The sequence below is a fragment of the Pantoea sp. BAV 3049 genome (assembly GCF_009765445.1).
GTDB lineage: Bacteria > Pseudomonadota > Gammaproteobacteria > Enterobacterales > Enterobacteriaceae > Erwinia.
The window spans coordinates 3622347-3646891 of record NZ_WHOY01000031.1; the positions used below are offsets into that span (position 1 = coordinate 3622347).

General features: G+C 53.6%; 36 protein-coding genes, 1 tRNA gene and 1 pseudogene. 16 read left to right on the forward strand and 22 right to left on the reverse strand.

Going from position 1 to position 24545, the window contains the following annotated elements; all coding sequences use genetic code 11:
- Positions 1-38: 38 nt before the first annotated feature.
- The 9 genes from GSQ70_RS26070 to GSQ70_RS17975 all read right to left on the reverse strand — a co-directional run bounded on the left by GSQ70_RS26070 (position 39) and on the right by GSQ70_RS17975 (position 3351).
- Entirely contained in the window at positions 39-329 is a 291-nt protein-coding gene (locus GSQ70_RS26070; protein WP_233268346.1) for an antitermination protein, read from the reverse strand.
- The gene (locus GSQ70_RS17940) at positions 310-621 is read right to left on the reverse strand and encodes a hypothetical protein (RefSeq protein ID WP_158783807.1); all 312 of its coding nucleotides are present in this window, start codon (positions 619-621) and stop codon (positions 310-312) included. Before GSQ70_RS17940 ends, GSQ70_RS26070 begins: the two co-directional genes overlap by 20 nt.
- A 42-nt stretch (positions 622-663) precedes the next feature.
- Positions 664-954: a hypothetical protein gene (locus tag GSQ70_RS17945; protein ID WP_158783808.1), complete on the reverse strand. Its 291-nt coding sequence runs from the start codon at positions 952-954 to the stop codon at positions 664-666.
- A gap of 44 nt (positions 955-998) precedes the next feature.
- Positions 999-1172, reverse strand: a complete 174-nt coding sequence (locus GSQ70_RS17950) for a hypothetical protein (protein WP_158783809.1) — start codon at positions 1170-1172, stop codon at positions 999-1001.
- A 79-nt stretch (positions 1173-1251) separates the two neighbouring features.
- Positions 1252-1533: a hypothetical protein gene (locus GSQ70_RS17955; protein WP_158783810.1), complete on the reverse strand. Its 282-nt coding sequence runs from the start codon at positions 1531-1533 to the stop codon at positions 1252-1254.
- Between the two features lie 41 nt (positions 1534-1574).
- Entirely contained in the window at positions 1575-1883 is a 309-nt protein-coding gene (locus GSQ70_RS17960; RefSeq protein WP_158783811.1) for a peptidase, read from the reverse strand.
- Positions 1880-2122, reverse strand: coding sequence for a hypothetical protein (locus GSQ70_RS26430; RefSeq protein WP_370521081.1), 243 nt, complete (start codon positions 2120-2122; stop codon positions 1880-1882). The genes GSQ70_RS17960 and GSQ70_RS26430 overlap by 4 nt, the downstream gene beginning before the upstream one ends.
- Before the next feature lie 137 nt (positions 2123-2259).
- Positions 2260-2610: a phage holin, lambda family gene (locus tag GSQ70_RS17970; protein WP_158783812.1), complete on the reverse strand. Its 351-nt coding sequence runs from the start codon at positions 2608-2610 to the stop codon at positions 2260-2262.
- A gap of 237 nt (positions 2611-2847) precedes the next feature.
- Positions 2848-3351, reverse strand: a complete 504-nt coding sequence (locus tag GSQ70_RS17975; protein WP_158783813.1) for an Hsp20 family protein — start codon at positions 3349-3351, stop codon at positions 2848-2850.
- Positions 3352-4195: 844 nt separating this feature from the next.
- Here GSQ70_RS17975 and GSQ70_RS17980 point away from each other — a divergent pair.
- On the forward strand, positions 4196-5029 hold the full coding sequence (locus tag GSQ70_RS17980; protein ID WP_158783814.1) for an RNase A-like domain-containing protein: 834 nt from the start codon (positions 4196-4198) through the stop codon (positions 5027-5029).
- Positions 5030-5032: 3 nt separating this feature from the next.
- Positions 5033-5356 carry a hypothetical protein gene (locus GSQ70_RS17985; protein ID WP_158783815.1) on the forward strand — a complete coding sequence of 108 codons (324 nt, stop codon included), beginning with the start codon at positions 5033-5035 and terminating at the stop codon, positions 5354-5356.
- 35 nt (positions 5357-5391) lie between these two features.
- Here the strand turns inward: GSQ70_RS17985 and GSQ70_RS26435 are convergent, their stop codons facing one another.
- From GSQ70_RS26435 to GSQ70_RS17995, 3 genes are all read right to left on the reverse strand, one after another.
- Positions 5392-5784, reverse strand: a complete 393-nt coding sequence (locus tag GSQ70_RS26435) for an antitermination protein (RefSeq protein ID WP_370521083.1) — start codon at positions 5782-5784, stop codon at positions 5392-5394.
- Positions 5785-5877: 93 nt separating this feature from the next.
- Positions 5878-6171 (reverse strand): antitermination protein, encoded by a 294-nt coding sequence (locus GSQ70_RS26440; RefSeq protein ID WP_370521084.1) that lies wholly within the window; start codon positions 6169-6171, stop codon positions 5878-5880.
- A 173-nt stretch (positions 6172-6344) separates the two neighbouring features.
- Positions 6345-6647, reverse strand: coding sequence for a hypothetical protein (locus tag GSQ70_RS17995; RefSeq protein WP_158783816.1), 303 nt, complete (start codon positions 6645-6647; stop codon positions 6345-6347).
- A 169-nt stretch (positions 6648-6816) separates the two neighbouring features.
- Between GSQ70_RS17995 and GSQ70_RS18000 the strand changes: the two are divergent.
- Positions 6817-7028: pseudogene (locus tag GSQ70_RS18000) on the forward strand (tyrosine-type recombinase/integrase); the annotation flags it as partial.
- Positions 7029-7043: 15 nt separating this feature from the next.
- Here the strand turns inward: GSQ70_RS18000 and GSQ70_RS18005 are convergent.
- Positions 7044-7120: transfer RNA gene (locus GSQ70_RS18005), tRNA-Arg, on the reverse strand.
- 187 nt (positions 7121-7307) lie between these two features.
- Here GSQ70_RS18005 and folD point away from each other — a divergent pair.
- Positions 7308-8174 (forward strand): bifunctional methylenetetrahydrofolate dehydrogenase/methenyltetrahydrofolate cyclohydrolase FolD, encoded by an 867-nt coding sequence (gene folD, locus GSQ70_RS18010; protein ID WP_158783817.1) that lies wholly within the window; start codon positions 7308-7310, stop codon positions 8172-8174.
- Positions 8174-8386: a ribosome-associated protein YbcJ gene (ybcJ, locus tag GSQ70_RS18015; RefSeq protein ID WP_158783818.1), complete on the forward strand. Its 213-nt coding sequence runs from the start codon at positions 8174-8176 to the stop codon at positions 8384-8386. The genes folD and ybcJ overlap by 1 nt, the downstream gene beginning before the upstream one ends.
- 35 nt (positions 8387-8421) lie before the next feature.
- Here ybcJ and GSQ70_RS18020 read toward each other — a convergent pair whose 3' ends face one another.
- On the reverse strand, positions 8422-9510 hold the full coding sequence (locus GSQ70_RS18020) for an AAA family ATPase (RefSeq protein WP_158783819.1): 1089 nt from the start codon (positions 9508-9510) through the stop codon (positions 8422-8424).
- A gap of 70 nt (positions 9511-9580) precedes the next feature.
- Positions 9581-10969 (reverse strand): cysteine--tRNA ligase, encoded by a 1389-nt coding sequence (gene cysS / locus GSQ70_RS18025; protein ID WP_158783820.1) that lies wholly within the window; start codon positions 10967-10969, stop codon positions 9581-9583.
- Between the two features lie 234 nt (positions 10970-11203).
- Here cysS and ppiB point away from each other — a divergent pair, with 234 nt between their 5' ends.
- The 5 genes from ppiB (at position 11204) to GSQ70_RS18050 (ending at position 15372) form a co-directional block, all read left to right on the forward strand.
- A complete protein-coding gene (gene ppiB, locus GSQ70_RS18030) occupies positions 11204-11698 on the forward strand; it encodes a peptidylprolyl isomerase B (RefSeq protein ID WP_158783821.1) in 495 nt (164 codons plus the stop codon).
- Positions 11698-12429: a UDP-2,3-diacylglucosamine diphosphatase gene (lpxH, locus tag GSQ70_RS18035; RefSeq protein ID WP_158783822.1), complete on the forward strand. Its 732-nt coding sequence runs from the start codon at positions 11698-11700 to the stop codon at positions 12427-12429. Before ppiB ends, lpxH begins: the two co-directional genes overlap by 1 nt.
- A gap of 139 nt (positions 12430-12568) precedes the next feature.
- On the forward strand, positions 12569-13078 hold the full coding sequence (purE, locus tag GSQ70_RS18040; protein WP_158783823.1) for a 5-(carboxyamino)imidazole ribonucleotide mutase: 510 nt from the start codon (positions 12569-12571) through the stop codon (positions 13076-13078).
- Positions 13075-14142 carry a 5-(carboxyamino)imidazole ribonucleotide synthase gene (gene purK / locus GSQ70_RS18045; RefSeq protein WP_158783824.1) on the forward strand — a complete coding sequence of 356 codons (1068 nt, stop codon included), beginning with the start codon at positions 13075-13077 and terminating at the stop codon, positions 14140-14142. The genes purE and purK overlap by 4 nt, the downstream gene beginning before the upstream one ends.
- Before the next feature lie 486 nt (positions 14143-14628).
- Positions 14629-15372, forward strand: a complete 744-nt coding sequence (locus tag GSQ70_RS18050; RefSeq protein WP_158783825.1) for a LuxR family transcriptional regulator — start codon at positions 14629-14631, stop codon at positions 15370-15372.
- Here GSQ70_RS18050 and GSQ70_RS18055 read toward each other — a convergent pair.
- The 3 genes from GSQ70_RS18055 to ybbA all read right to left on the reverse strand — a co-directional run bounded on the left by GSQ70_RS18055 (position 15334) and on the right by ybbA (position 19254).
- A complete protein-coding gene (locus GSQ70_RS18055) occupies positions 15334-15993 on the reverse strand; it encodes an acyl-homoserine-lactone synthase (RefSeq protein ID WP_158783826.1) in 660 nt (219 codons plus the stop codon). The two genes, GSQ70_RS18050 and GSQ70_RS18055, sit on opposite strands and share 39 nt — an antisense overlap.
- Positions 15994-16153: 160 nt before the next feature.
- Positions 16154-18571, reverse strand: coding sequence for a putative ABC transporter permease subunit YbbP (gene ybbP / locus GSQ70_RS18060; RefSeq protein ID WP_158783827.1), 2418 nt, complete (start codon positions 18569-18571; stop codon positions 16154-16156).
- Complete coding sequence (ybbA, locus tag GSQ70_RS18065; protein ID WP_158783828.1) at positions 18568-19254, reverse strand: putative ABC transporter ATP-binding protein YbbA; 687 nt, start codon at positions 19252-19254, stop codon at positions 18568-18570. The genes ybbP and ybbA overlap by 4 nt, the downstream gene beginning before the upstream one ends.
- On the opposite strand from ybbA, the gene tesA reads away from it, so the two are divergent.
- The 5 genes from tesA (at position 19225) to GSQ70_RS18090 (ending at position 23084) form a co-directional block, all read left to right on the forward strand.
- Entirely contained in the window at positions 19225-19848 is a 624-nt protein-coding gene (gene tesA, locus GSQ70_RS18070; protein ID WP_158783829.1) for a multifunctional acyl-CoA thioesterase I/protease I/lysophospholipase L1, read from the forward strand. The genes ybbA and tesA overlap by 30 nt on opposite strands.
- Positions 19849-19879: 31 nt before the next feature.
- On the forward strand, positions 19880-20653 hold the full coding sequence (locus tag GSQ70_RS18075) for an SDR family oxidoreductase (RefSeq protein ID WP_158783830.1): 774 nt from the start codon (positions 19880-19882) through the stop codon (positions 20651-20653).
- A 77-nt stretch (positions 20654-20730) separates the two neighbouring features.
- Entirely contained in the window at positions 20731-21588 is an 858-nt protein-coding gene (locus tag GSQ70_RS18080; RefSeq protein ID WP_158783831.1) for a co-chaperone YbbN, read from the forward strand.
- Between the two features lie 114 nt (positions 21589-21702).
- Positions 21703-22617: an SPFH domain-containing protein gene (locus GSQ70_RS18085; RefSeq protein WP_158783832.1), complete on the forward strand. Its 915-nt coding sequence runs from the start codon at positions 21703-21705 to the stop codon at positions 22615-22617.
- Positions 22617-23084 (forward strand): NfeD family protein, encoded by a 468-nt coding sequence (locus GSQ70_RS18090; RefSeq protein WP_158783833.1) that lies wholly within the window; start codon positions 22617-22619, stop codon positions 23082-23084. The genes GSQ70_RS18085 and GSQ70_RS18090 overlap by 1 nt, the downstream gene beginning before the upstream one ends.
- On the opposite strand, the gene GSQ70_RS26075 is transcribed toward GSQ70_RS18090, so the two are convergent.
- Genes GSQ70_RS26075 through GSQ70_RS26085 form a run of 3 tightly spaced genes read right to left on the reverse strand, consistent with a single transcriptional unit; the run spans position 23059 to position 23714 of the window.
- Positions 23059-23211, reverse strand: a complete 153-nt coding sequence (locus GSQ70_RS26075; RefSeq protein ID WP_233268348.1) for a hypothetical protein — start codon at positions 23209-23211, stop codon at positions 23059-23061. The two genes, GSQ70_RS18090 and GSQ70_RS26075, sit on opposite strands and share 26 nt — an antisense overlap.
- 21 nt (positions 23212-23232) lie before the next feature.
- The gene (locus tag GSQ70_RS26080; protein WP_233268350.1) at positions 23233-23511 is read right to left on the reverse strand and encodes a hypothetical protein; all 279 of its coding nucleotides are present in this window, start codon (positions 23509-23511) and stop codon (positions 23233-23235) included.
- Complete coding sequence (locus GSQ70_RS26085; protein WP_233268352.1) at positions 23499-23714, reverse strand: hypothetical protein; 216 nt, start codon at positions 23712-23714, stop codon at positions 23499-23501. Before GSQ70_RS26085 ends, GSQ70_RS26080 begins: the two co-directional genes overlap by 13 nt.
- On the opposite strand from GSQ70_RS26085, the gene GSQ70_RS18100 reads away from it, so the two are divergent.
- Entirely contained in the window at positions 23697-24083 is a 387-nt protein-coding gene (locus GSQ70_RS18100; RefSeq protein ID WP_199257356.1) for a hypothetical protein, read from the forward strand. The two genes, GSQ70_RS26085 and GSQ70_RS18100, sit on opposite strands and share 18 nt — an antisense overlap.
- 6 nt (positions 24084-24089) lie before the next feature.
- On the opposite strand, the gene cueR is transcribed toward GSQ70_RS18100, so the two are convergent.
- The gene (gene cueR, locus GSQ70_RS18105) at positions 24090-24500 is read right to left on the reverse strand and encodes a Cu(I)-responsive transcriptional regulator (RefSeq protein WP_158783834.1); all 411 of its coding nucleotides are present in this window, start codon (positions 24498-24500) and stop codon (positions 24090-24092) included.
- Between the last annotated feature and the right edge of the window lie 45 nt (positions 24501-24545).

Genomic DNA, 24545 nt, shown 5'->3' on the forward strand with positions numbered 1-24545 from the left:
GCCTGTAACCCCGACCTGAACAGCGCACACGGCGCACCCTACCGTGCTGATTCTGCCAGGTCACACACCCGGCCCGTACCGTTACACCGGCAGCGGGCTGTTATCTGCCCCTTACCGTTGCAGTGCTGGCAGGCGCTGGTTGTGGCCGCCGAACGGGAATACTCTTCGAATGCCAGCTTTGACAATACCACAAGGCACTTACCCAGCTTTCCATCAGCAGCCCGGATCACCAGTTTTGGCGCTGTCCGGTTCGCGTAGCTCAGCAACTGCTCAATGGTGCGATAACGGTCACCGTTGCTGACGCCAGTTTTAGCCAGGAATGCCGACATCCCGAACCCGGCTTTCGACTGACAGTGACCAGGTGAAATCATTGAGCGTTGTGACGCCGTCGACCTCAAGAATCTGCGTTTTAATGGCACTGATAGCACCGTTTATTGTTGCCTGCTTAGCGAGAATTGACTGAAAATAAGGGGTGCCAAATTCCCCATCCGGGAACCATTCACCACGGAACAGGGAAAGACGGAATTCAATCTGTTGCCTGATGCGCTCGGCTCCGTCTACATACTGGACAAGGCCATCTGTAAACGAGATTTTACCGTCAGTTAATCTGAAGTCGACCATGAGTTCCTCATAAAGAAAAACCCGCCGTAGCGGGTCGTGGCTTCATTTTATTAATGATCCATCATGTTTATTGGTAACCCCTGACAGCTCCTTCAGACCGCCTGTGACCGTTCCATAGATATCCACGTTACCGCCGTTGTTTGTCAGACCATCCGTTGCCATTCCAGTCAGAACCAGGGAACCATCTTCTTCCACCCAAAGATGGCCGGTTATCACTCCAGAAACCTCAACCTTAGCCTTTTTTTTGACGGTCACCCGCCCACAGACCATCCCGGTGATGCTGATGTCACCATTCAAAACCATGTCTCCCTTATGCATCCCTGTAATGTTCATTGTTTTCTCCTTTAGCTAAAAACTGCAAAATTCTATCCAAAGAATTATTTGCTGACCAGTTCCATAGCAGGTAGTTGGATGGAGATAAAGTATGTGTCGTTCTGAATAAAAATGTATTGCATTGCCGCTGTCTTCTTGTCGCCCAGCACTAACGCGCCCGGAATGATCAGCCCTGTTTGTTCGCCACCGATGATTGTGGAGTTCGGGGTAATTATCATGCCATACCTCATTATTCATCATCAGGCGCACTCGCAAATGCGCCTTGTGATGAAATCAGCTATCTGACCTGACCATCCGTTACGGGTGGTCGTACTGCTCAAACGTACGTGGTACCGGGTCGCCAGCTTTGCGGAACTGATCGTTCTGGCTTTTACGCTCCTTCAGGTACATCAAAGTCTGTTTAGCCTGATACTGAGCATCCGGTGTGAGTGAGCCCGGCGTGCCGGCTTCACTTGCCGCCACTACTTTGGTCAGAATCTCGATACCCAAACCTACAATTTCAGTGGTATCCAGAATCGCAGAGCGATAAAGAGAATTAAGGTCTTGCAGGTCTTCAAATTCCTGATCGGTATGTGACATACAATCTTCCTTTTGGATGATGGATTAAGAATTTTTTATTTCTACTGCACTGCTGCATTATCTTTTCTGATTAGCTCAATTTTTCGAGCTGCAGCCCTATCAATATTGCATTGGGTAATTATGGTGTAAAGTTCTGCGTTCATTGACACACTGTCACCGAAAGTCATTTGTTCTGGTGGCGTTGGCACGTCAATCTGATTGGTCAGTTCAGCCGGAAGATTTAGCTGAGGCTGCTTTACTGTCCGGTATTCCACCAGCGGCTTTTGCTGCGTCACGCAGCCGGTCAACAGCATCAGCGGGAACAGGAGCAACAGCGCACTTATCCGCCGCGAGATAACGCTTGATTTCATTCTGAAGCTTCCTGTTTTGCTGTGCAGTCATAGCGAATTGTTCCGTTACTTCCGGGCGGAAAGAGTTTTCGTGAATCGGTCAGGTCGATCGGCTTATCTGAATCAGTGCCCGTCGCCGTCGCCACGCTTTTGATGTATGCCTGAGTGTCATTCTCATTGGGCGGTGGCCAGTGCCGGGTAATGCCGTCAATGGTATTCAGGCCGTATTTACGCTGATAGTTGCGCAGAATAATAATCATCGCGCGGATACCATATTCTGGGCCCGGTAAACTGGCAGAATGATTTGACTGTCCGTTGTGCCTGAGGAACCAGCCCTTTCCAGTCATCACCCCAGCGGATGTTGCCAGGGTTGTTATTGCGGATACCGCGAGTTTTATTACTGCCCGTCATCTGTTTCTCCTGCTTTGCGGCCAATCCAGCCTTTCAATTTTGCGCTGATGCAGTCATTGCCCATATAGCCGATGTATACCGCGAAGACCTGGGCGGCTGCGTCCGGTATATTCCAGTTCATGAGAGCACCAATTACCTGAAGCGTTGGCGCGGCAAAAAAGGCCAGGGCGCTGCATGACACAGCATCCAGTACGCACTTACTCCAGGGGCTTTTTGCATAGGCACTTCTTAAGAATGAACACATACCCGCTACTCCGGCATATCCCCATTCAGTTTTGTGGCTGTAGAGCCATAGCAATACGTTGGCCCAAAAGCCTGGGTCTTGTTCTGGAGACATACGCCTGTTCCCGCCACCGGGATGATGGCGGCTTGCTGTTTGAAATGAAAAAGGCCGCCTGTTGGCAGCCTCTGAATTGGTGCGGGCGCTACCCCGCTGTGTTAGCGTGTTATTAGTTGCCCCGAAGCATCGTCGCGATAGTTAACTGGCTCGTCAACCCGAGGCTAATTTAAAACATTTAACCCCGGCCTGAGCCGGGGTTTTGTTGTCAGGCATGGATATTGGAGTAAAGATTATTCAATCTGGGTTATGCTCAATAACCTCCCGTTCTCCCTCTGAAGGAGAACCGCTGCCGGAATTAATGCTGATTTTCCTGGGTTTCTCACTCTCAGGAATTTCCTGGTAAAGCTGGACTGACAGCAAACCATGTTCCAGTTTTGCTCCCGTCACCTTAACCTTTTCCGGCAGAGAATAACTTAACTGAAAATCGGAATGATTAATTCCACGGTGTATCCAGTTACCCTTTCCTTCTTTTGGCTCGGTTTCCTCAGTGTGTTTTCTGCCATTGATTGTAAGCTGGCTTCCTACCATCTCAACCTCAAGCTCCTCTTGAGTCCAGCCTGGAATGGAAACCGTTAACTCATAGTTGGTTTCATCCTTCCTGTAAAAATCATAAGAAGGTGGAGAAGTACGTTTTTCGTCCGCAGTCATCTGACTGATTAAGCGATCAAAGCGGTTAAAACGTTCGGCGGTGCCTGTATCAATGAAGTTTGGTACTAAAGATAAGTGTCTTAGAGCCATGATTAACCTCCTGAATTATCCTGTATATTCAAAAGTTCAAACGGGTACAGCTCTGCCTACCCGAAACTTATATAGTGTCAGCAGGAAGCTCTTCAAGAGCACATGCAAAAATTTTTTTATTAGTATAAAAAAGCCCCGGTAGAGGGCCGGGGCTACCTTCCGACATTCAACGGATTGGACTTTCTCGATTAACAACAGATAACGGAAGGTGACTATTTTCTACAACATGACTTAACTTCTGTCAACATACAGCACTGCGGACATAATTTGGATTTGAGGCCCATGGAACGGGTATGCACTAATGCCCCCAGAGCAGAATAAAACGTTCCAATAAATCTTTTCTCAATGTGTGGATGTAAGATACAGCAACCTTTTGTGTGTATTGAAAAATTACCACCCAATCCTGCAACCACATAGTAATATTTAGCCTGCATATTGCACTCTCTTTCGGAGTTATTCGAAAGAGCATCATGCATTAATCCATGAGAAAAGTAAGGTATTGCGGTGCCTGGTGCCTCCAGGTGAATCGTTGGCTGCCCTACCGTGATCCGCTGCAGAACTACAACGCTTCATTGCGCCTGACAGTTAGCCCCACTGCTCAGAGGGTTCACCGCAACGCCGTAATATTAGCAGAACCCAGAAAGCAAAAAACCCCGCCAGATGGTGAGGTTCAGAAATATGTAAGTGTTACGTGCGTAGATTTCCCACTTTGGAAAGATATTATGCCATTTCTATGCAAAAAAAAAATCAAATACGCAGAATGACAATCATCACCAGAGCACTTTGCCGTGCGAGGCCAATTCCTTACTATCAGCAATGGATAATAATCATACAAGGAAACGTTATGGATAACGGTTTTAGTATTGCAATGACGCCGGTACAGCTCGCCGCCGTTATGGAAGATCAAACAGCTACAGGGGATTCAGTCAGCAATCGCATCTGGGGCGGAGTGGGCTTCCTTGGTAGCGTGTTGGAGCTTGCAAGCGCAACGGCCCTTTGTCTGGTGCCAGAGCCTACCGGATTAACTAAAGCGGGATGTATCGTTGTCGGTGCCCACAGCCTGGACGGCATCAGTTCTTCTGCTTATCAGGTCTATACCGGCAAACAAACCGCATCAATGACAGCACGTGCCACGGCGGGAATCGCCAGCGAACTGGGCGCTTCGAGTGAAACTGCTGAGCAGATCGGGATCGCTGTCGATATGGTGATCCCATTTGCTGTGGCCGGAGCTGCACGAGTTGCTTCCGTGAGAATGGGACAGGTCAAGCTGATGAATCATGAGGCTGTAAAAGGCGTCATGGGTGGCGGACACACAATTAAAAAGCATGTAGGCAAAACCGCACAGGAATTACTGGAAAAGGTAATGAGGGGTAAACAGTCTGGTTCATTCAAACCCGGACATTCTGCAAGCTCATTCACTTCTTTAGAAATTGCAGAAAAGGCCGTTAGCAAAGCAGTTAAAGCCAACCGAAGCAAAATTCGGCAATGGGCGAAAGGTACTGGCGCTGAAAGCGATAATTACCTTGTTTTCAGATACGACGCAAAATCTAATCTGGGGATCGTTGTTAAATATGATTCAACTCAGGCGAAAAACGCGACTATGATCGAAGTTGTTATGAAGAAAAAACAATACAACAATAAACCCTACTATATCGCCACAGCTTACCCGGTGCTTTGAGATATGAAAGACTTCACCAATATTAGTAATTTCTTCGTGGTCTTTTTCGGACAGGATAGCGATGAATATGGCGAAAGTTATCCCGATATCGTCGACTCTGCTTTCAAAATCTACGTTGCAGACGGAGGGAATTATCTTGATAACCTGATCCGCAATATTGATGATTTTCGCCAGACTTACACTGACAATGAATCTGCTGCAATAGCCTTGAATGAGCTGACTAACAGATCAGCTGGTGATACCAGATATTATACCCCCACTCTTCTCGACTTTCTGGAGTGGCTTTCATTGACTCTTAAGAAGAAGCGGGAAAACTATACCGCTTAGCAGCAAGATATGGCCCACGTCCTTGTGGGCCAGATTTATCCTGTGACCTTTCTGAACTCCGCATCAGCGTGGCTCTCTTCAATCTCGCACTTTGCCACCAGCTTTTCGAAAAACGGCTTCCAGTTCCGGGACCAGGATGATTGCGTCAGATCCGGCAGCAGCAAAGTTACCGCCTGAAAAGCCCTGCTCGAGGGCATGCGCCGGAATCCCCGACCTGAACACCGTTCACATTCCCGCTCTACCGGAGCACCCCGTCGCGCTGATTCTGCCAGGTCGCGCACCCGGCCCGTGCCGTTACACCTGCAGCGGGCGGTTATCTGCCCTTTACCATTGCAGTGCTGGCAGCGCTCTTTCACCAGCTCGGTTTCGGTGCGCGGCGGGATCACCTCTTCACCTGAAAGGTTTATGTAACCGGCATACTTCACCACCTCACTCTCAACCTGATTAAAACCGGTGCCGCTGCAGTGCTGGCATTCGCTGGTTGTGCCCGTCGAACGGGAATACTCTTCGAATGCCAGCTTTTACAATACCACAAGGCATTTACCCAGCTTTCCACCAGCGGCCCGGATCACCAGTTTCGGCACTGTGCGATGTGCGTAACTCAGCAGTTGCTCGATGGTGCGGTAGCGATCGTCATTGCTGACGCCGCTTTTTGCCAGAAACGCCGACATCCCGAACCCGGCTTTTGACTGGCAGTAGCCTATCGCCCCCATCAGATCGGTGCCGGTCAGTGAATCACCGCCGGTGGCCGGGGAGGTACCGTCATATTTCTGGCTTTTCGGGCTGAAGTATTTCACCGCGGATTCAAGTTTCATAGGCTTTATCTTTGCTGTGACCGGATATAGCAATTACCCCATTTTGCGCAATGCAAATCCACATTATTGCAATAAATGAAACAAAGTCAGCTTCCCGTATGGTCACCAATCAGGTTCAGATACACCCCGTCGCTGTCCGCATTCATGTCCTGATAACGGGGCCAGTCCAGATACTACTCCAGAACGTCCAGCGCCTCGCTGCGGGTCACCGGCCTCATGGTTTCCAGTAAGCCGTTAAGATAATTGCCCCGATCCCACAGATGCGTATCTCCGTAAGGGTAACTGTCAGGATTGAGCTCCTTATAAGCGGCGCTGCGCATCTGATACAGCCAGTCCCAGTAGTGGATTTCACGTATCACGTCTGACAGGGTATGTGGCTCGGGCATCACGCCGGTGAACGTGAATTTCTCCCGCTTTTTAAACATATAGTCACAATAGATATCCTGGTAAGGTCCGTAAACGTTTTCAATCAGCACTTCAGCGTCAACCGGGTCAAAGGCTCCCTCCAGCCTGCCTGCTCATACTGCTGGCGGGAATTGGTGGTGTACCCGCGAAACACCGTACGGACAGTCTGGCCGCTGCGTGGAAAATCTGAGTGTGGATGACCATCGCGACCAGACCGAACGCTATGCCCGTTTATGTGGGCACACCTGGGCGAGCTGGCTGATTCAGGCCGGAGGCCATTGTCGGCGCTGCAGGAAATGGGAGGCTGGGAAAGCATTGAGATGGTACAGCGTTACGCTCACCTGGCACCGAACCATTTGACCGAACACGTACGCCACATTGACGCAATTTTCGGGGTGTCTGTCCCAAATCTGTCCCACATAGAAAATTTGAAGACTGGAGAAAGCAGGTAACTCATTGATTTGAAATGGCACGCCCTACAGGATTCGAACCTGTGACCTACGGCTTAGAAGGCCGGTGCTCTATCCAACTGAGCTAAGGGCGCACTGGGGACTGCGTGGGTCGAATTATACGGTGCGATCGGCCTGAGTCAACGATTTATCGGGCTGGATCCGTCTGTTGCTGCACTATTGAACAGTAACAATCGAAACTGTGCCTGACAGCAGCGCCCGCTTCTGACAAAATAGGCACCAATCCCCGTTTCAACTCAACACAGATGGATCCCCTCTCTGATGGCAGCAAAGATTATTGACGGTAAAACGATTGCGCAGCAGGTGCGACAAGAGGTTGCTGAAAAAGTACAGCAGCGTCTGACCGCCGGCAAACGTGCCCCTGGACTGGCAGTTGTGCTGGTCGGTGAAAACCCGGCTTCGCAAATTTATGTCGGCAGCAAACGCCGTGCCTGCGAGGAAGTGGGCTTCATTTCCCGCTCTTACGACCTGCCTGCTTCAACCAGTGAGGCAGAGCTGCTGGAACTGATTGACCAGCTGAATAACGACGGTGAAATCGACGGGATCCTGGTTCAGCTGCCGTTACCGGCAGGCATCGACAACGTGAAAGTGCTGGAGCGCATCTCCCCGTCGAAAGACGTTGATGGCTTTCATCCTTATAACGTCGGTCGCCTCTGCCAGCGCGCGCCTAAACTGCGTCCCTGCACTCCACGCGGCATCGTCACCCTGCTGGAGCGTTATAACATCGATACCTTCGGCCTGAATGCCGTGGTGGTGGGGGCTTCCAACATTGTTGGCCGCCCGATGAGCATGGAACTGTTGCTGGCTGGCTGCACCACTACCGTGACCCACCGCTTCACCAAAGATCTGCGTCATCACGTTGAGCATGCCGATCTGCTGGTGGTGGCTGTCGGTAAACCGGGCTTTATTCCTGGCGACTGGATCAAGCCAGGCGCTATTGTGGTTGATGTGGGTATCAACCGTCTGGAAAGCGGCAAAGTTGTGGGTGATGTTGATTTCGAAGCGGCTTCAGGGCGGGCTTCTTACATCACTCCGGTTCCCGGCGGCGTTGGCCCGATGACCGTGGCGACGCTGATCCAGAACACCCTGCAGGCTTGCGAAGAATTTCACAATGGAGCGGCAAAATAGTGGCAACATTCTCACTGGGCAAACACCCACACGTTGATCTGTGCGATTTACTCAAGCTGGAAGGCTGGGTGGAAAGCGGCGGCATGGCCAAAGATGCGATCGCTGATGGCCAGGTTAAAGTTGACGGCAAAGTGGAAACCCGCAAACGCTGCAAAATCGTTGACGGCCAGACTGTCGCCTTCGCGGGTAACAGTATCAAAGTTACCGCCTGATCCTCCTGTCAGCCCTGCCCGTCCGGGTAGGGCTTTTACACCACTACCGTCTCTCCATCCTTCTGCGCCAGTTGATAATGGCGAAGCTCACAGTGCCGCCCAATCTGTTCTGCCAGGCGTGGCGAATGGCTGGTCACCCAAATCTGGCTGTAGCGACTGGCTTCGGCAATCAGCAGCGCCAGTGCAGGAAGCAGATCCGGATGCAGACTGTTCTCGGGTTCATTAATCGCCATAAACGTTGGCGGTCTTGGGCTGAGCAGCGCCACCACCAGGCAGAGAAAACGCAGCGTCCCGTCAGAAAGTTCAGCGGCTTCCAGCGGTCTGAGGATCCCTTCACGCTGCATCAGCATCTGAAAACGCCCGCCCTGTGCCTCAACAAAAAACCTACTGCCCGGAAACGCTTCTGCCAGCACTGACTTCAGTAACCCGGTATGACCGCGTTCGCGGATGGTTTCAAAAGCTGCAGCCAGATTATGCCCGTCATGAGCCAACACTGGCGCACGAATCCCCACCTGCGGCGCACGGATCGGCGAGCCGGGCCAGACGGCAAACTCATGGTAAAAGCGCCACTTACGGAGGTTTTCGCGGACCTGAGAAACTTCAGGGTAGAGGTGAGGATCGGAAAGCTGAGAAAACACCGACTCTTCTTCATGCAGCGTGGAGGGATAGGCAATCCGCTCTCCATGAATATTGTTAAGATAAGCCACCTGATTCTGGCGTTCCAGCAGCAGCGATGACGGGCGACGACGCTGCCCGCTCAGCCAGACTTTCTCCGTCTTGACCAGCGGATCAAGATTGAACAGGCTGATCAACGGCTCGGGAAAGCCGATTTCCAGCTGATAGTCATAGTCGTCCATCTCCACGCCCAGCACCATGCGTTTACCGTTGCGCCGGGTTTCACCCGGTCTGGCCGCTCCCGCCCACATGGTTTTCTGAATGCCGCCTTCTTCCGCCAGCGCAGAGGAGAGGCGACCGCTGGCAGCCTCATGCATCAGCCGTACAGCTTTATAAAGGTTGGATTTTCCGCAGCCGTTTGGGCCACTGATCACGTTGAGCTGCGATAACTCCAGCGTGACATCACGGATGGAGCGAAAACCGGCCAGAGAGAGTTGCTGAATGGACATCGTCGTCTCCTGCAGAAAGCAGACAGGGGCTTTCGCCCCTGTTTTTGATTACCGTTGGATCAGGCTGAGATTACTTGCGACGCCAGCTGGTTCCCTGTGGGCCATCTTCCAGCACGATACCCATCGCCACCAGTTTGTCGCGCGCCAGATCGGCCTGTGCCCAGTTCTTATCTTTACGGGCATCCAGCCGCATTCTGATTAGCGCTTCAATTTCAGCGACCTCATCATCGTTACCCTGCGCACCGCTCTGCAGGAACTGTTCCGGATCCTGTTCCAGCAGACCAAGCACGGAAGCCAGCTGACGCAACTTAGCTGCCAGGCCATTGGCCGCGACCCCGTCTTCTGCTTTCAGCCGGTTGACTTCGCGTGCCATATCAAACAATACCGAGTAGGCTTCCGGCGTGTTGAAGTCGTCGTCCATTGCCTCGCGGAAGCGGGTCTCGAAGACCTCGCCGCCTGCCGCTACCACTGCAGCATCAGTGTTGCGCAGCGCAGTATAAAGACGCTCCAGCGCCGCACGAGCCTGTTTCAGGTTATCCTCGCCATAATTCAGCTGGCTGCGATAATGGCCCGACATCAGGAAGTAACGCACCGTCTCCGCATCGTAGTGCTCCAGCACGTCACGCACGGTAAAGAAGTTATCCAGCGATTTAGACATCTTCTCACGGTCAACCATTACCATCCCGGAGTGCATCCAGTAGTTCACGTAGGGACCGTCGTGCGCACAAGAGGACTGGGCAATTTCATTTTCGTGATGCGGGAACATCAGGTCGGAACCACCACCGTGGATATCGAAGTGCTCACCCAGCTGCTTGCAGTTCATTGCGGAACATTCAATGTGCCAGCCCGGACGCCCTGCGCCCCACGGTGAAGGCCAGCTTGGCTCATCGGCTTTCGACATTTTCCACAGCACAAAATCCATCGGATTGCGCTTCACGTCCGCTGCGACTTCCACGCGGGCACCGGCCTGCAGCTGCTCCAGATCCTGGCGAGAGAGCAGGCCGTAATCCGGATCGCTCGCAACTGAAAACATCACGTCGCCATTGCTGGCTACATAGGCATGGTCGCGGTTAATCAATTTTTCAACCAGTTCGATAATCTCAGAGATATGGCGTGTGGCACGCGGCTCCAGATCCGGTGGCAGGATGTTCAGCGCAGCAAAATCAGCATGCATCTCGCCAATCATCCGGTTAGTCAGTGCTTCCACCGTTTCACCGTTTTCATTGGCTCGTTTGATGATTTTGTCATCAATATCCGTAATATTCCGCACGTATTTCAGCGAATATCCCAGGTATCGCAGATAGCGGGCCACCACGTCGAAGGCCACGAACGTTCTGCCATGACCAATATGACACAGGTCGTAAACGGTAATGCCGCACACGTACATACCGATTTGCCCGGCACGAACAGGTTTAAATTCCTCTTTTTGACGACTCAGGGTGTTGAAAATCTTAAGCATTGAGACATTCCGTTTTTTAGCGTGTGCGGGGGATTACCAGTGAAACTCTTATTCTGACGTATTGTTAACGTAAGCGCCACGCAAAGCAAGGTTATGCAGGTCTGTGTTTATGCGGCAGTGCTGACTCGTCATCACATTTTGTGATATAAGAACGGTCTGTCAAAAGCGTGCTGACGCCTGCGGGCTGACAGCACCGGCTTACGTTTACCACTTCAACCTTTACAGGATGAGAATATGGTCACTTTCCAGACTAATCATGGCGATATCGTTATCAAAACCTTCGATGACAAAGCGCCGGCAACCGTTAAAAACTTCCTGGATTACTGCCGTGAAGGTTTTTACGACAACACCATTTTCCACCGTGTTATCAACGGCTTTATGATCCAGGGCGGCGGTTTTGAACCTGGCATGCTGCAGAAAGGCACCAAAGACGAAATCCGTAACGAAGCTAACAACGGCCTGAAGAACACCAAAGGTACGCTGGCAATGGCTCGTACTCAGGCCCCTCACTCGGCGACTGCGCAATTCTTTATCAACGTAGCTGACAACGACTTCCTGAACTTCCGCGACGAAAGCCTGCAGGGCTGGGGTTACTGCGTGTTTGCTGAAGTGGTCGAAGGCATGGATGTGGTTGAGAAAATCAAAGCCGTCTCTACCGGTCGCAGCGGTATGCACCAGGACGTACCGAAAGATGACGTTGTGATCCAGAAAGTCACCGTCAGCGAATAATGCCACACACGCTGTTTATCGCAGATTTACATCTGTGCGAAGAAGAACCGGCAATCACTGCCGGTTTTCTTGCTTTTTTAAGGCGTGATGCACGACAGGCCGAAGCGTTATATATCCTGGGTGACCTGTTTGAAGCCTGGATTGGCGATGATGACCCGGTGCTCCTGCACGCTGAAATTGCCGCAGAACTGCTGGCCTTAACCCGTTCGGGTATCCCCTGCTATTTTATCCACGGCAACCGTGATTTTCTGGTTGGCAAGCGCTTTGCCCGTGCCAGCGGCATGACTCTGCTGCCGGAAGAGAAAGTGCTGGAGCTATACGGAAAACGTCTCCTTATTATGCATGGCGATACGCTATGTACGGATGATGAAGGTTATCAGCGCTTCCGTCGCAAAGTGCATCAACCCTGGTTGCAAACGTTGTTTCTCGCCCTGCCGCTGTTTATCCGCAAACGTATAGCAGCAAATATGCGTGCGGGCAGCAAGCAGGCCAACAGCAGCAAAGATATCGCCATCATGGACGTCAACGCGGATGCCGTGAACCAGACGATGTCGCGCCATCATGTTCACTGCCTGATCCATGGTCACACTCACCGTCCTGCCGTCCATCAACTGACCGTTGAGGGCAAACCCGCAGAACGTCTGGTTCTGGGAGCCTGGCATACTGAAGGCTCAATGATCCGGGTGAGTGACAGCGAAACTGCGCTCATTTCCTTTCCGTTCAGCGGCTAAAAAGTGCCGCTTAGCTCCTGCTGACGCCCACGCAACCGTTTTCCTCACCGTGGAGTCATGGTATTCTCTCTGCCCTTCCCATCTGACTGCCCAACCGGCCTTCAGATGACGTTTGTACAATCACAGGAGTCAGACCCGCATGTCATCCAACGCCGCACCGGCCCGCATTGCTATTGTTATGGGTTCCAAAAGTGACTGGGCAACCATGCAATTTGCCGCGGAGATCCTCACCAGCCTGGCCGTTCCTTTCCATAGCGAAGTGGTTTCAGCGCACCGCACGCCGGACAAACTGTTCAGCTTTGCCGAACAGGCCGCAGAGAACGGTTTTCAGGTGATCATTGCGGGTGCAGGCGGAGCGGCTCATCTTCCGGGTATGCTGGCGGCCAAAACGCTGGTGCCAGTACTGGGTGTGCCGGTGCAGAGCGCAGCGCTGAGCGGCGTCGACAGCCTCTACTCCATCGTGCAGATGCCGCGCGGTATTCCTGTCGGAACGCTGGCGATTGGCAAAGCGGGTGCTGCTAATGCGGCGCTGCTGGCAGCCCAGATTCTGGCGCTGCACGATGCGGATCTGGCTTCACGGCTCGCCAACTGGCGTCAGACTCAGACCGATGAAGTGCTGAACAATCCGGATCCGCGGGAGGAAGCATGAAGCCAGTTTGCGTATTAGGAAACGGTCAACTGGGCCGTATGCTGCGCCAGGCCGGTGAGCCGCTGGGCATCGCGGTTTACCCTGTCGGGCTGGATGCCGAGCCTGAAGCGCTGCCGATCCATCAGAGCGTGATTACCGCAGAAATCGAGCGCTGGCCGGAAACGGCACTGACGCGCGAGCTGGCTGACCACACTGCATTTGTTAACCGCGATATCTTCCCGCGCCTGGCTGATCGACTGACGCAGAAGCAGTTACTGGATCAGTTGGGTCTGGCTACCGCCCCCTGGCAGCTGCTGGCAGATGTCAGCGAATGGCCGCAGGTGTTTGCCTCGCTGGGTGAACTGGCCATCGTTAAGCGCCGCACGGGTGGCTATGATGGCCGTGGTCAGTGGCGCCTTCGCGACGGTGAGACTGATGCGCTTCCAGCCGACTGCTATGGCGAATGTATCGTCGAGCAGGGGATCAACTTCTCTGGCGAAGTGTCGCTGGTAGGAGCCCGTGGGCACGATGGCAACACCGTGTTTTACCCGCTGACCCATAACCTGCATCAGGACGGCATTCTGCGCACCAGCGTGGCACTGCCAGAGCCGGATGCGGTCCGCCAGCAGCAGGCTGAGTCAATGCTGTCTGCCATCATGAACGAACTTAACTATGTCGGCGTTATGGCGATGGAGTGCTTTGTAGTGCCGGAAGGCCTGCTGATCAATGAACTGGCCCCGCGCGTGCACAACAGCGGACACTGGACGCAAAACGGTGCCTCGATCAGTCAGTTCGAGCTGCATCTGCGTGCCATTCTGGGCCTGCCGCTGCCGAAGCCGGTTGTCAGTGCCCCTTCCGTAATGGTCAACTTGATCGGCACTGCGGTAAACACAGCCTGGCTGAACGAATCGCTGGTTCATCTGCACTGGTATGAGAAAGAAGTCCGCCCTGGCCGCAAAGTTGGCCACCTGAACCTGTCTGATGTCAGCGCCAGCTCTCTGCAACAGGCGCTGAACGCGCTGGTCCCTCAACTTCCTGAAGAGTACGCCAGCGGAATTGCCTGGGCAGTAGAGCGACTCAGCTAAGAAATGTGCTGTTCTGCACCATCCCGGCAGTGATCGATAAATAACCAGGGTAAATGCAAATCATAAGAGGCAAGCTAATTTGCCTCTTTTTCATTATCTGAACACTCCCTCTCCCCCGCAACGCCTCGCCTGCGGATCCGGTCGGTCAAAAAGGACAGTGCTTAACTGTACTTAAGTATGGCTTTTTTTCATCCCTAAAATTTCGTATTGTATTACCCAGCAGTTAAAACAAATACAAAGTAATTTCAGCTAGTTAGTTATTTTTTTGCCAACACCAAGGGAACCATTGCTATCAGTTCTTGCATTTTAAATATTAGTTTTCCTTACAACTATATTTAGCCTGATATGCTTTGGTTCACCTTACCTCTCCTGTCCGTTGCTTCAGCTTCTCTCACCCACTCCCGTACCATTAACGTGGCTGGAAAATTAAATATATGTTAACATTTCTCAACTACGGAGGATTTACTTTCCCAGGGAGACAGTAATATGACGAAACTATTCTTTGGTAACCCGGCCATTAATTCATCTATTCAGGATTATCTGGAAAGAAAACTCAGCCAGTACAACAACATCAAGTATGCCTATGCCATCATGAGCAAACGGAACCCGGCAGACTTTTCGATTATCTCCAATCGTAAAGAGTGGTTCGAAGTTTATACCAAAAATAATTTTCAGTTTATCGACCCGGTTTTAATCACAGCGCTTTACCGTATCACCCCATTTTCCTGGGATGAAAACATCATGTTGAATAAAGGTGTTAAGGTTCCCAAGCTGTTTGATATGGCGAAGAACCACAACATCGTTAACGGCTATACGTTTGTCCTTCACGATCACAATAATAATCTCGTCGTGCTCTCGATTATGCTGGATAAGCATTGTGACGATAATACTGAAGAGCTGATCAAAGATAATAAACACAAAATTCAGATGTTGTTGATCAAGACCCATGAAAAGCTGACCTTACTTTATCAGGAGCTGACCAGTAAAAAAGATTTTGATCAGATGAACAACCGGGAAATTTTCTCAAAAAGGGAAAATGAGATTATCTACTGGGCCAGCGTCGGTAAATCCTATCAGGAGATTGCCCTGATCCTGGGCATCAAACTCACGACCGTAAAATATCACATCGGCAACGCCGTCAAAAAGCTGGGCGTTACCAATGCAAAACACGCGATCAGGCTGGGAATTGAACTACAACTTATCAGGCCCGTTCTTTCTGACGGGGAATGACAGCGGCCAGCCATCCAGTTGGCACTCCAGTTCGGGTGCCTTTGCGTGCAAATTATCAATCAGCCGCTGCTGGTTCGGTTTATCTACTGGCATAAAAATCAGATAGATATTCTGCTTCTTCTCAGAGAATCCCTGCTCAACCACCGAGATCTCCCAGCCTGATTTTTTGAAAATCAGGTACATTGGGTGGCTGACAATGGCATAAATCCCTTCGTACTGATTATGTCTGGCGTAGTTAATCATCGACAGGAACAGCAGCGCACTGATGGGCTGCTGACGAAGCTCCAGCGCCTGAACCCGATTCTTATCTATAAATAGCCGACTCGCCTCAACATAATTACCTTCAGGCAGTTCGATATTTTTAAACCAGGATTTAAATGTTCCCGTAATCATATTGGGGTATTTAATTTCGATGAAACGCAGACTGCACACACAAACATTATTATACACACCGAAGATATAAGTAGTCTGTTGATTATCATACTCATCAGACTCCATATTATTCTCGCTGCTCACCATCCAGTTAAGTCTGTCCTTGAAGACTTCTTTTCTCAGAGTAAACAACTCCCTGCTTCTGACTTCCGAGAGGAGCGGGTAACTGACATCAAGCAAATCCAACATTGTTATTATTCCCTGATTTTAATATACACATCCCCATTCTCTCCTTTTCGTAATAAGTAACGCCTTCGGTGCACCCAAAAGTTTCCTGGCGGAGCGGTTTCCGAAGGCTGATTAAGAAAAGGACGATAATGACTGAGGCCGGTCTCTACCGGCCTCTATATTACGCGGCGTTATAGCTTCTGAACAGGGCTTTACCTCTGAGAAGCCTGATGCCCAGCCAGCCACCGCAAACCGACAGCAGCACCGCTCCGGTTAACGGTAACGCCAGCCACAGCAGGAAATCGGGCTCCCACGGGAAGTCAAAAACCTTACGCTGCAGACCCCACAGCGCGGCTTCAGCCCCGATGGCGGCGGCAATGCCGGAAACGGCCCCCAGTAGCGCAAACTCGCACCACAATGTCCCACGCAGCAGCTTTTTACTGGCTCCCAGCGTGCGGTACACCACCAGTTCCTGCCTGCGCTGGCGCATGCCGACCTGTACCTGTGCCAGCAGCAATAACACGCCACACGCCGTTACCAGCACCACCATAATCTCCAGCGCCTGGCTGACCTGCGCCAGCACCTGGCCGATCTGCCGCAGAATGCTGCCGATATCCAGCAGGCTTAGCGTCGGAAACTCCCGGTTCAGCTGAGCCAGCAGCGCATTGTTGTTATCCAGCCGGAAGCTGGTAAGCCAGGTCTGTGGCTGATCGTCCAGCGCGCCAGGCGGGAAGATAAAGAAGAAGTTCGGTTTCAGGCTCTCCCAGTCCACTTTGCGGAAGCTGGTGATTTTTGCCGAAAACGCCTGAGTGTCGCCAGTAAAGGTCAGCGTATCGCCCAGCTTCACCCCCAGTCGCCCCGCCAGAGCCTCCTCCATGGAAACTTCGCCCTTCTTCGGCGGCCAGCTCCCTGCAGTGAGTGGGTTATGATCCGGCAATTGTTCCAGCCAGGTCAGATTAAGTTCGCGGTTAAGCGAATTATCCAGCGAGGGATCGGCCGGTTTATTATCGATTCCGGTCAACCGCACTCTGGCTATCGGATAGAAAGTCTGCGGTTCGACCTGATGCTGTTGCAGGAAGTTTTTCACCTGCGGTACCTGATCCTGAGTCAGGTTAAGCAGGAAGTAGTTCGGGCTTCCCGGAGGAAGCTGCTGTTGCCAGCGATCCAGCAGATCGCCGCGCATCACCAGCAGCAGCGCCAGCAGCATAAAGGAGAGCGAGAAAGCCGCCAGCTGGCTTAGCGTGGTCCACGGCTGGCGCAGCAGCCGGTTGACCGCCAGCCGGAAAGCCAGACTGCGTACGGTCAGACGACGCAACATCATCAGCGCCAGCCAGCCAATGCCGCTCAGCAACAGCGAAAGCAGCACAATGCCGCCGATCAGCGCCCAGAGCAGCTTGCTGCCGCCCACCAGCAGCGCCAGCAGGATCACCACCACCAGCGCCATCGCCGGAAGGTAATATTTCAGCGGCCATATGTTCGCCACGGCATCCCGTCGCAGAACCCGCAGCGGCTGGGTCGCCAGCAGCAGGCGATAAGGTCTGAGTCCCACCAGCAGCGAGATAATAACCAGCGACCCTACCGCCCACAGCCACGGCCAGGCGCTGGCAGCGGGCAGTTCACCAGGCAGCACCGGCTTCAACATTCTCAGTAGCAGTACCTCAAAACCCACGCCAATAATGCTGCCACACACCGCTGCCAACAACAGCACTGCCAGCCACTGCCCGACAATCAGTTTGCGCAAAGCAGCACGGTTAGCGCCCAGCGTTTTCAGCACCGCCACCAGATCGTAACGACTGCTGCAATAGTGGCTCATCGCCACCGCCACCGCAGCAATCGCCAGCATCAACGTCAGCAGCGCGGAGAGCAGCAAGAACTGCCGGGCACGCTGCATCGATTTGCCGAGCGCATCTTCAGAGTTTTCCACGCTGATCCAGCGCTGATCCGGTTTGATATGGAACCCGATATAGCTGTCATAGCGTGCGAGCTGCTCTGGCGTCCCGGCAAATTTATAGCGCCAGGTCACGCGGCTGCCGGGCTGAATTGCGCCGGTTTTCTGCACGTCCGTCAGGTTCATCAGTAGCCGGGGTGCAGTCTGGAAAGGGTTAAAGCCGGAATCCGGCTCCTGAATCACCTCACCAGCAATGCGAAGCGTGGTATCGCCCACATCCAGATTGCTGCCAGCTTTCAGATTGAGCAATGCCAGCAGGCGTGGCGCGGCCAGTACCGTTCCGGCTGCCGGTTTCAGCCCTGCTGGTTCGGTCGCCAGCGCGCCAAACATCGGATAGAGGTCATCCACCGCCTTCACCGAGGCCAGCTGCGGTGTCTCTCCGGCAAAGGTCATGGTCATAAACGTCAGCTGGCGGCCGATCTGTAATCCGTCGCGGCGGGCTTCATCCAGCCACTCCTGCGGTACCTCGCGCGAGCTTTGCAGCGTTCTGTCGCCCGCCATAAAGTCACGACTCTGTTGGGTCAGCCCCTTTTCCATTCTGTCGCTGAGCGAGCCCAGCGCCAGCACGCAGGCCACCGCCAGGGTCAGCGCCAGCCAGACAATCAGCAGCGAGGGAGATTTCCACTCCCGCCAGAACCAGCGCCAGATCATGCTTCCTCCCACAACTTACCGTCGCGAACCCGCAGACGGCGGTCGCAGCGGGCTGCCAGCTGCTCGTCATGAGTAACCAGAATCAGCGTGGTGGCAAAATCACGGTTCAGGGAGAACAGCAGGTCGGCAATGCGCTCGCCGGTGTTTCGGTCAAGATTGCCGGTTGGCTCATCGGCAAAAAGCAGCGCCGGGCGGCCATTAAACGCCCTTGCCAGCGCCACGCGCTGCTGCTCACCGCCGGACAGCTGGGAGGGTAAATGGGTCAGACGTTCTGCCAGACCAAGCTGTGCCAGCAGAGTGCGGGCCTGTTCACGACTCTGGCGATCGCTCTCGCCCCGCAGCAGCGCAGGTAGCTGAACATTCTCGATAGCATTAAGGGTGGGGACCAGCATAAAAGACTGGAAGACAAAGCCAACGCTCTTTGCCCGCAGCTCTGCCCTCTGCTCTTCATTCAACTGGTGTAACGGAGAGCCGAGCATAAACACTTCCCCGTCGCTGCCGTCATCCAGACCTGCCAGAATCCCCAACAGCGTCGACTTACCGGAACCCGACTCGCCGATCAGGGCGATGGTTTCGGCCGGTTTGACAACCAGCTCAACTCCGGTAAGGATGGAAAGCTGATGCTCACCCTGACCGACGGACTTACTAAGACGATGAACTTCAAGAATGTTTTCCGCTGGCATTACCCTGTCCTGTTATTATTGGCGCTGATGACGCTCCGCGCGACGGCGGCAGACACCCTGCTGGTGCTCGGCGACAGCCTGAGCGCCGGTTACCGGATGTCCGCAACCGCAGCGTGGCCTGCGTTACTCAATGATAAATGGCAGAAAACCCCCGCCATTATTAACGGTAGCATAAGCGGAGATACCGCGACGCAGGGACTGGCTCGCCTGCCCGCGTTGCTGAAGCAGCATCAACCGCGCTGGGTACTGATTGAACTGGGGGGTAATGACGGTTTACGCGGCTTCCCACCGCAGAATATCGAGCAGGATCTCAGTAAAATCATTACCCAGGTGAAAGCTGCGAACGCTCAGCCGCTGCTGATGCAAATCCGTCTGCCAGCCAACTATGGCCGCCGTTATACTGAATCTTTCAGCGGGATGTACCCCAGACTGGCAAAAGAGTTTTCTGTCCCGCTGGTGCCTTTTTTCATGGAACAGGTTTACCTCAAACCCGAGTGGATGCAACAGGATGGGATCCATCCCAATCCCGATGCTCAGCCGTTTATTGCCGGACTGATGGCCAAAGAGCTGGCCCCATTAGTTAAGCATGAGTGACCGGATTTGAAGACCTTTGACAGGTAAAGTTATGCAAAAAACAGTAGTAATAACCGGATGTTCCAGTGGTATTGGTCTGGTTGCCGCCAACGATTTGCTGCGTCGCGGCTACCGTATTTTCGCCGCGTGCCGCAAACAGGAAGACGTTCAACGCATGGGCGAACTCGGCTTTACCGGCATTGAGCTGGATCTTAACGATCGTGACAGCGTGGCCCGTGCAGCGGCTGAGATCCTTGAATTATGTGATAATCGCCTGTTCGCCTTGTTTAACAACGGTGGCTATGGCGTTTACGGCCCACTGGAATCAATCAGCCGGGAACAGATGGAACAGCAGTTTGCCACCAATGTATTCGGCACCCACCAGTTGACCATGTTACTCCTGCCTGCGCTGCGGGCCAGCGGCGATGCGCGGGTTGTGAATACCAGCTCGGTACTGGGGCTGATCTCCACACCGGGCCGGGGCATTTACGCCGCCAGCAAATATGCTCTGGAGGCATGGTCAGACGCATTACGCATGGAATTGCATGGCAGTGGCATTCGCGTCAGCCTGATCGAGCCAGGCCCGATCAAGACCCGTTTCACCGACAACGTCAATCAGGCGCAGCAGGATAAACCGGTAAAAAATCCCGGCATCGCTGCCCGTTTTACCCTGCCACCGGAAGCCATTTTGCCTAAACTTCATCATGCGCTGGAGAGTAAAAGGCCACGCCTGCGTTACCCCGTGACCCTGGTCGCCCATACGATGGGGCTGTTGCGACGTTTACTTCCGGGCTGGATACTGGATCGCATTTTGCGAGGTAAATAAACGGATAACGGTAATAAACCTTGAAGCACGGGCTGCTGCCCCAATAGAGTAAGAAACCCTGTAAAAGAGACGAATTCATGTCACCACAAGCTGCCATCATTAGTATTAACGAAACCAACCTGCAACAGACGCTCGAGCAGTCGATGCAGATCCCGGTCCTGTTCTATTTCTGGTCTGGTCGCAGCCAGCACTGTCAGGAGCTGACCCCGGTGCTGGAGCGTCTGGCACAGGAGTACGCCGGTCAGTTTATTCTGGCTGAGCTGGATTGTGATGCTGAACCGGCCGTGGCCCAGCAGTTTGGCCTGCGTTCCATCCCGACCGTGTATCTGTTCCAGAACGGCCAGCCGGTCGACGGCTTCCAGGGCCCGCAGCCGGAAGAAGCGATCCGCGCGCTGCTGCACAAGGTGCTGCCGAAAGAAGAAGAGCTGAAAGCTCAGCAGGCCAGGCAACTGATGGAAGAAGGCAAAGTACTGGAAGCGCTGCCGCTGCTGAAAGAGGCCTGGCAGTTGAGCAACCAGAACAGCGAGATAGGCTTCCTGCTGGCTGAAGCGCTGATCAACCTCAACCGCAGCGATGAAGCGCAGGCGGTGCTGGACGTGGTGCCGCTGCAGGATAAGGATACACGCTATCAGGGGCTGATTGCGCAGATCGACCTGCTGAAACAGGCGGCCGATACGCCGGAAATTCAGCAGTTGCAGCAGCAGATTGAAGCGGACCCAACCAATGCAGAGCTGGCGACCAAGCTGGCCCTGCAACTGCATCAGGTTGGCCGTAATGAAGAAGCGCTGGAACTGCTGTTCGGCTATCTGAAGAAAGATTTGAGTGCAGCGGACGGCCAGGTGCGTAAAATGCTGCAGGAGATCCTGGCCGCGCTGGGAACCGGCGATGCGCTGGCGGCGAAATACCGCCGTCAGCTCTACTCTTTGCTCTACTGATTTCAAAGAGTTATCTGATCCGCTTAACATTCGTGTTGCAGTACGCGGCTGCAACACGAACACTACAGCGGATGGCTGAATGACTCAGCCCAAAAACAACAATCCGGAGGTTATATGCTGACTGTTATTCCTGTCATTATCATTCTGGCGCTGATCGTCGTCTGGTCCGGCATCAAAATTGTCCCTCAGGGTTATCAGTGGACGGTTGAGCGCTTTGGCCGCTATACCAAAACCCTGCAGCCTGGCCTTAATCTGCTGGTGCCGTTTATGGATCGTGTGGGCCGCAAGATCAGCATGATGGAACAGGTACTGGACATCCCCTCGCAGGAGATCATCTCCAAAGACAACGCCAGCGTCACCATTGATGCGGTGTGTTTTATCCAGGCCGTTGATCCTGCCCGTGCAGCCTATGAAGTCAGCAACCTGGAACTGGCGATTATCAATCTGACCATGACCAATATGCGCACCGTGCTTGGCTCGATGGAGCTGGATGAGATGCTGTCGCAACGTGACAATATCAATACCCGGCTGCTGCGTATTGTGGATGAGGCAACCAACCCCTGGGGGATTAAAATCACCCGAATCGAGATCCGCGACGTGCGCCCACCGGCCGAGCTGATTGCCTCAATGAACGCACAGATGAAGGCGGAGCGGACCAAACGCGCCGATATTCTGGAAGCGGAAGGGGTACGTCAGGCCGCTATCCTGCGTGCCGAAGGGGAGAAGCAGTCTCAGATCCTGAAAGCCGAAGGGGAAAGACAGTCAGCATTCTTACAGGCGGAAGCGCGTGAACGTAGCGCGGAAGCAGAAGCCGCGGCGACCAAAATGGTGTCAGAAGCCATCGCTGCCGGTGATATCCAGGCCATTAACTACTTTGTGGCGCAGAAATACACCGATGCCCTGCAGAAAATTGGCACCGCCAATAACAGCAAAATGGTGATGATGCCGCTGGATGCCACCAGCCTGATGGGCTCCATCGCCGGGATCTCCGAACTGCTGAGCGAAACTAAAAAAGACCGGGGTGCCTGATGGTCGCCGAACTGATCGCAAACCCCTGGTGGTTATGGCTGACGATCGGGGGCGTATTACTGGCGGCAGAAATGCTGGGCACCAGCGGTTATCTGTTGTGGAGCGGCGTGGCCGCGCTGCTGGTCAGCCTGCTGGTGTGGCTGGTGCCGCTGTCGTGGGAATGGCAGTGCATCAGTTTTGCGGTGCTGACGGTGCTCTCCGCGCTGGGCTGGTACCGCTGGCTGAAAGGCCGCGATCGCAGCGAACCGCCCTCCTCACTTAATCAGCGCGGCCATCAGATGATTGGCCGTAAGTTGACGCTGGATGAAGCGCTGGTGGACGGCTTTGGTCATGTCAGAATTGGCGACAGCAGCTGGCGTGTGCAGGCTACGGATGATTTCCCGGCTGGCACGCACGTCACCGTGGTGGCCGTTGAAGGAATTACCCTGCGGATTATCAGGCTTACAGAAAATCCTGCCAGCGTCTGACCAGATAGTTGTAGTCATTCATCACTGAGTTCCATACGCCGATGTGGCTCATCCGCTGTTCGTAACTGCCGCCATCACGGATCTCCCCTTTGGTAATCAGGAGGTTTCCGGCGGCATCCGGCAACACTACGCTGGCCGGTTTTCCGCCCTACCAGAAATCCCACTCGGCAGGCGAAAGACGTGCCCGCGTTCTCTCCGGATTGGAGATGTAGTATCCCTGACGGGCCATAATCGCGCCCGGCCAGCCCGACTGCCACCAGTTAAGACAGGCATAAGCTGCATCGCAGATTTTCCCTGTAGCACAGCGTGAAAGAGACAAACCAACGTACCAGGCGCGATAACCTTCTCGTGGGGTCGCCAGCTTGTAACCGCTCTGGCGGAAATGGTTGCGGAAGTAAGTGGGCGCCCACAGGCTCAGATTTCCCACATTGCTGAATTCACCAATCCGGCTCCCTGCACGGCGAGTACCTCATCCAGCGCGCCCATCGCCGCATCGTCCTGCAACGCGGCCCTACCGGCAAAAGCCGGATGCAACAGCCAGCCCCAGCTCTCCTCTTCACGGCTTAAAGCTGGCGGTAAGCAATCGGCGTGACAGGCAAAACTGTTGGCGTTATGGGTCAATGGCAGCATGCTGATCCGCCCGGCAGGCTGGAGCTGATTGCTGACTGGCATATCAGCCCGGCGATGCTGGAACAGATCGAAGACGATCTGCATCTGCACTGCCTGAAACCTGCCGGTAACCGCACGATGATGGAGATCCTGCGCCAGGGTCAGTCGCCGCTGATCGTTACGCGAATTTTTTATGAGATACAGGCAATCCCGCTGGACGCGGCCATCGTCGATGAACACAAACTGGTGTATGACATGCTGCTGAAAGGGAGCTGGCCGCCCTGGGGCTGCGGGAGCATCCTGAACGTTCCCAGGTCCGGACGCTGCAAAAACTTAGAGTGCTGTCAGTGTTGCCGGTGCCGAGTCTGCCGCCGTGGCTGGTGCGCCTGAGCTGATTCAGACAGTGTTTTTGTTGTGGCAGCATCCCGCCAGATTATTGATAATCGGGCAGTCGGCGCTGTCATCGCCAGGACAGCTTTCGGCCAGCGTCAGCAGGCGTTCACGCATCAGCGACAACTCACGGATATGCGATTCAATCTCGGCCACTTTAGCCAGCGTCCGCGCTTTGACATCTGCACTGTGGCGCTGAGGATTATTGAACAGCGACACCATTTCCCGACACTCCTCCAGATTGAAACCAACCTGCCGCGCCTGGCGCAATAAAGTCAGTTCTTCGAGGTGTCTGGCCGTGTAGTTGCGGTAGCCGTTTTCACTGCGTAACGGCGCGGTGACCAGCCCTTTCTCCTCGTAAAAACGGATCGCTTTGCTGGTCAGCCCGGTTTTACGGGCCACATCGCTGATATTCATGCTGTCTCCTTGACCTTCCCCTTGATGGAGGGTTTAACCTTCATA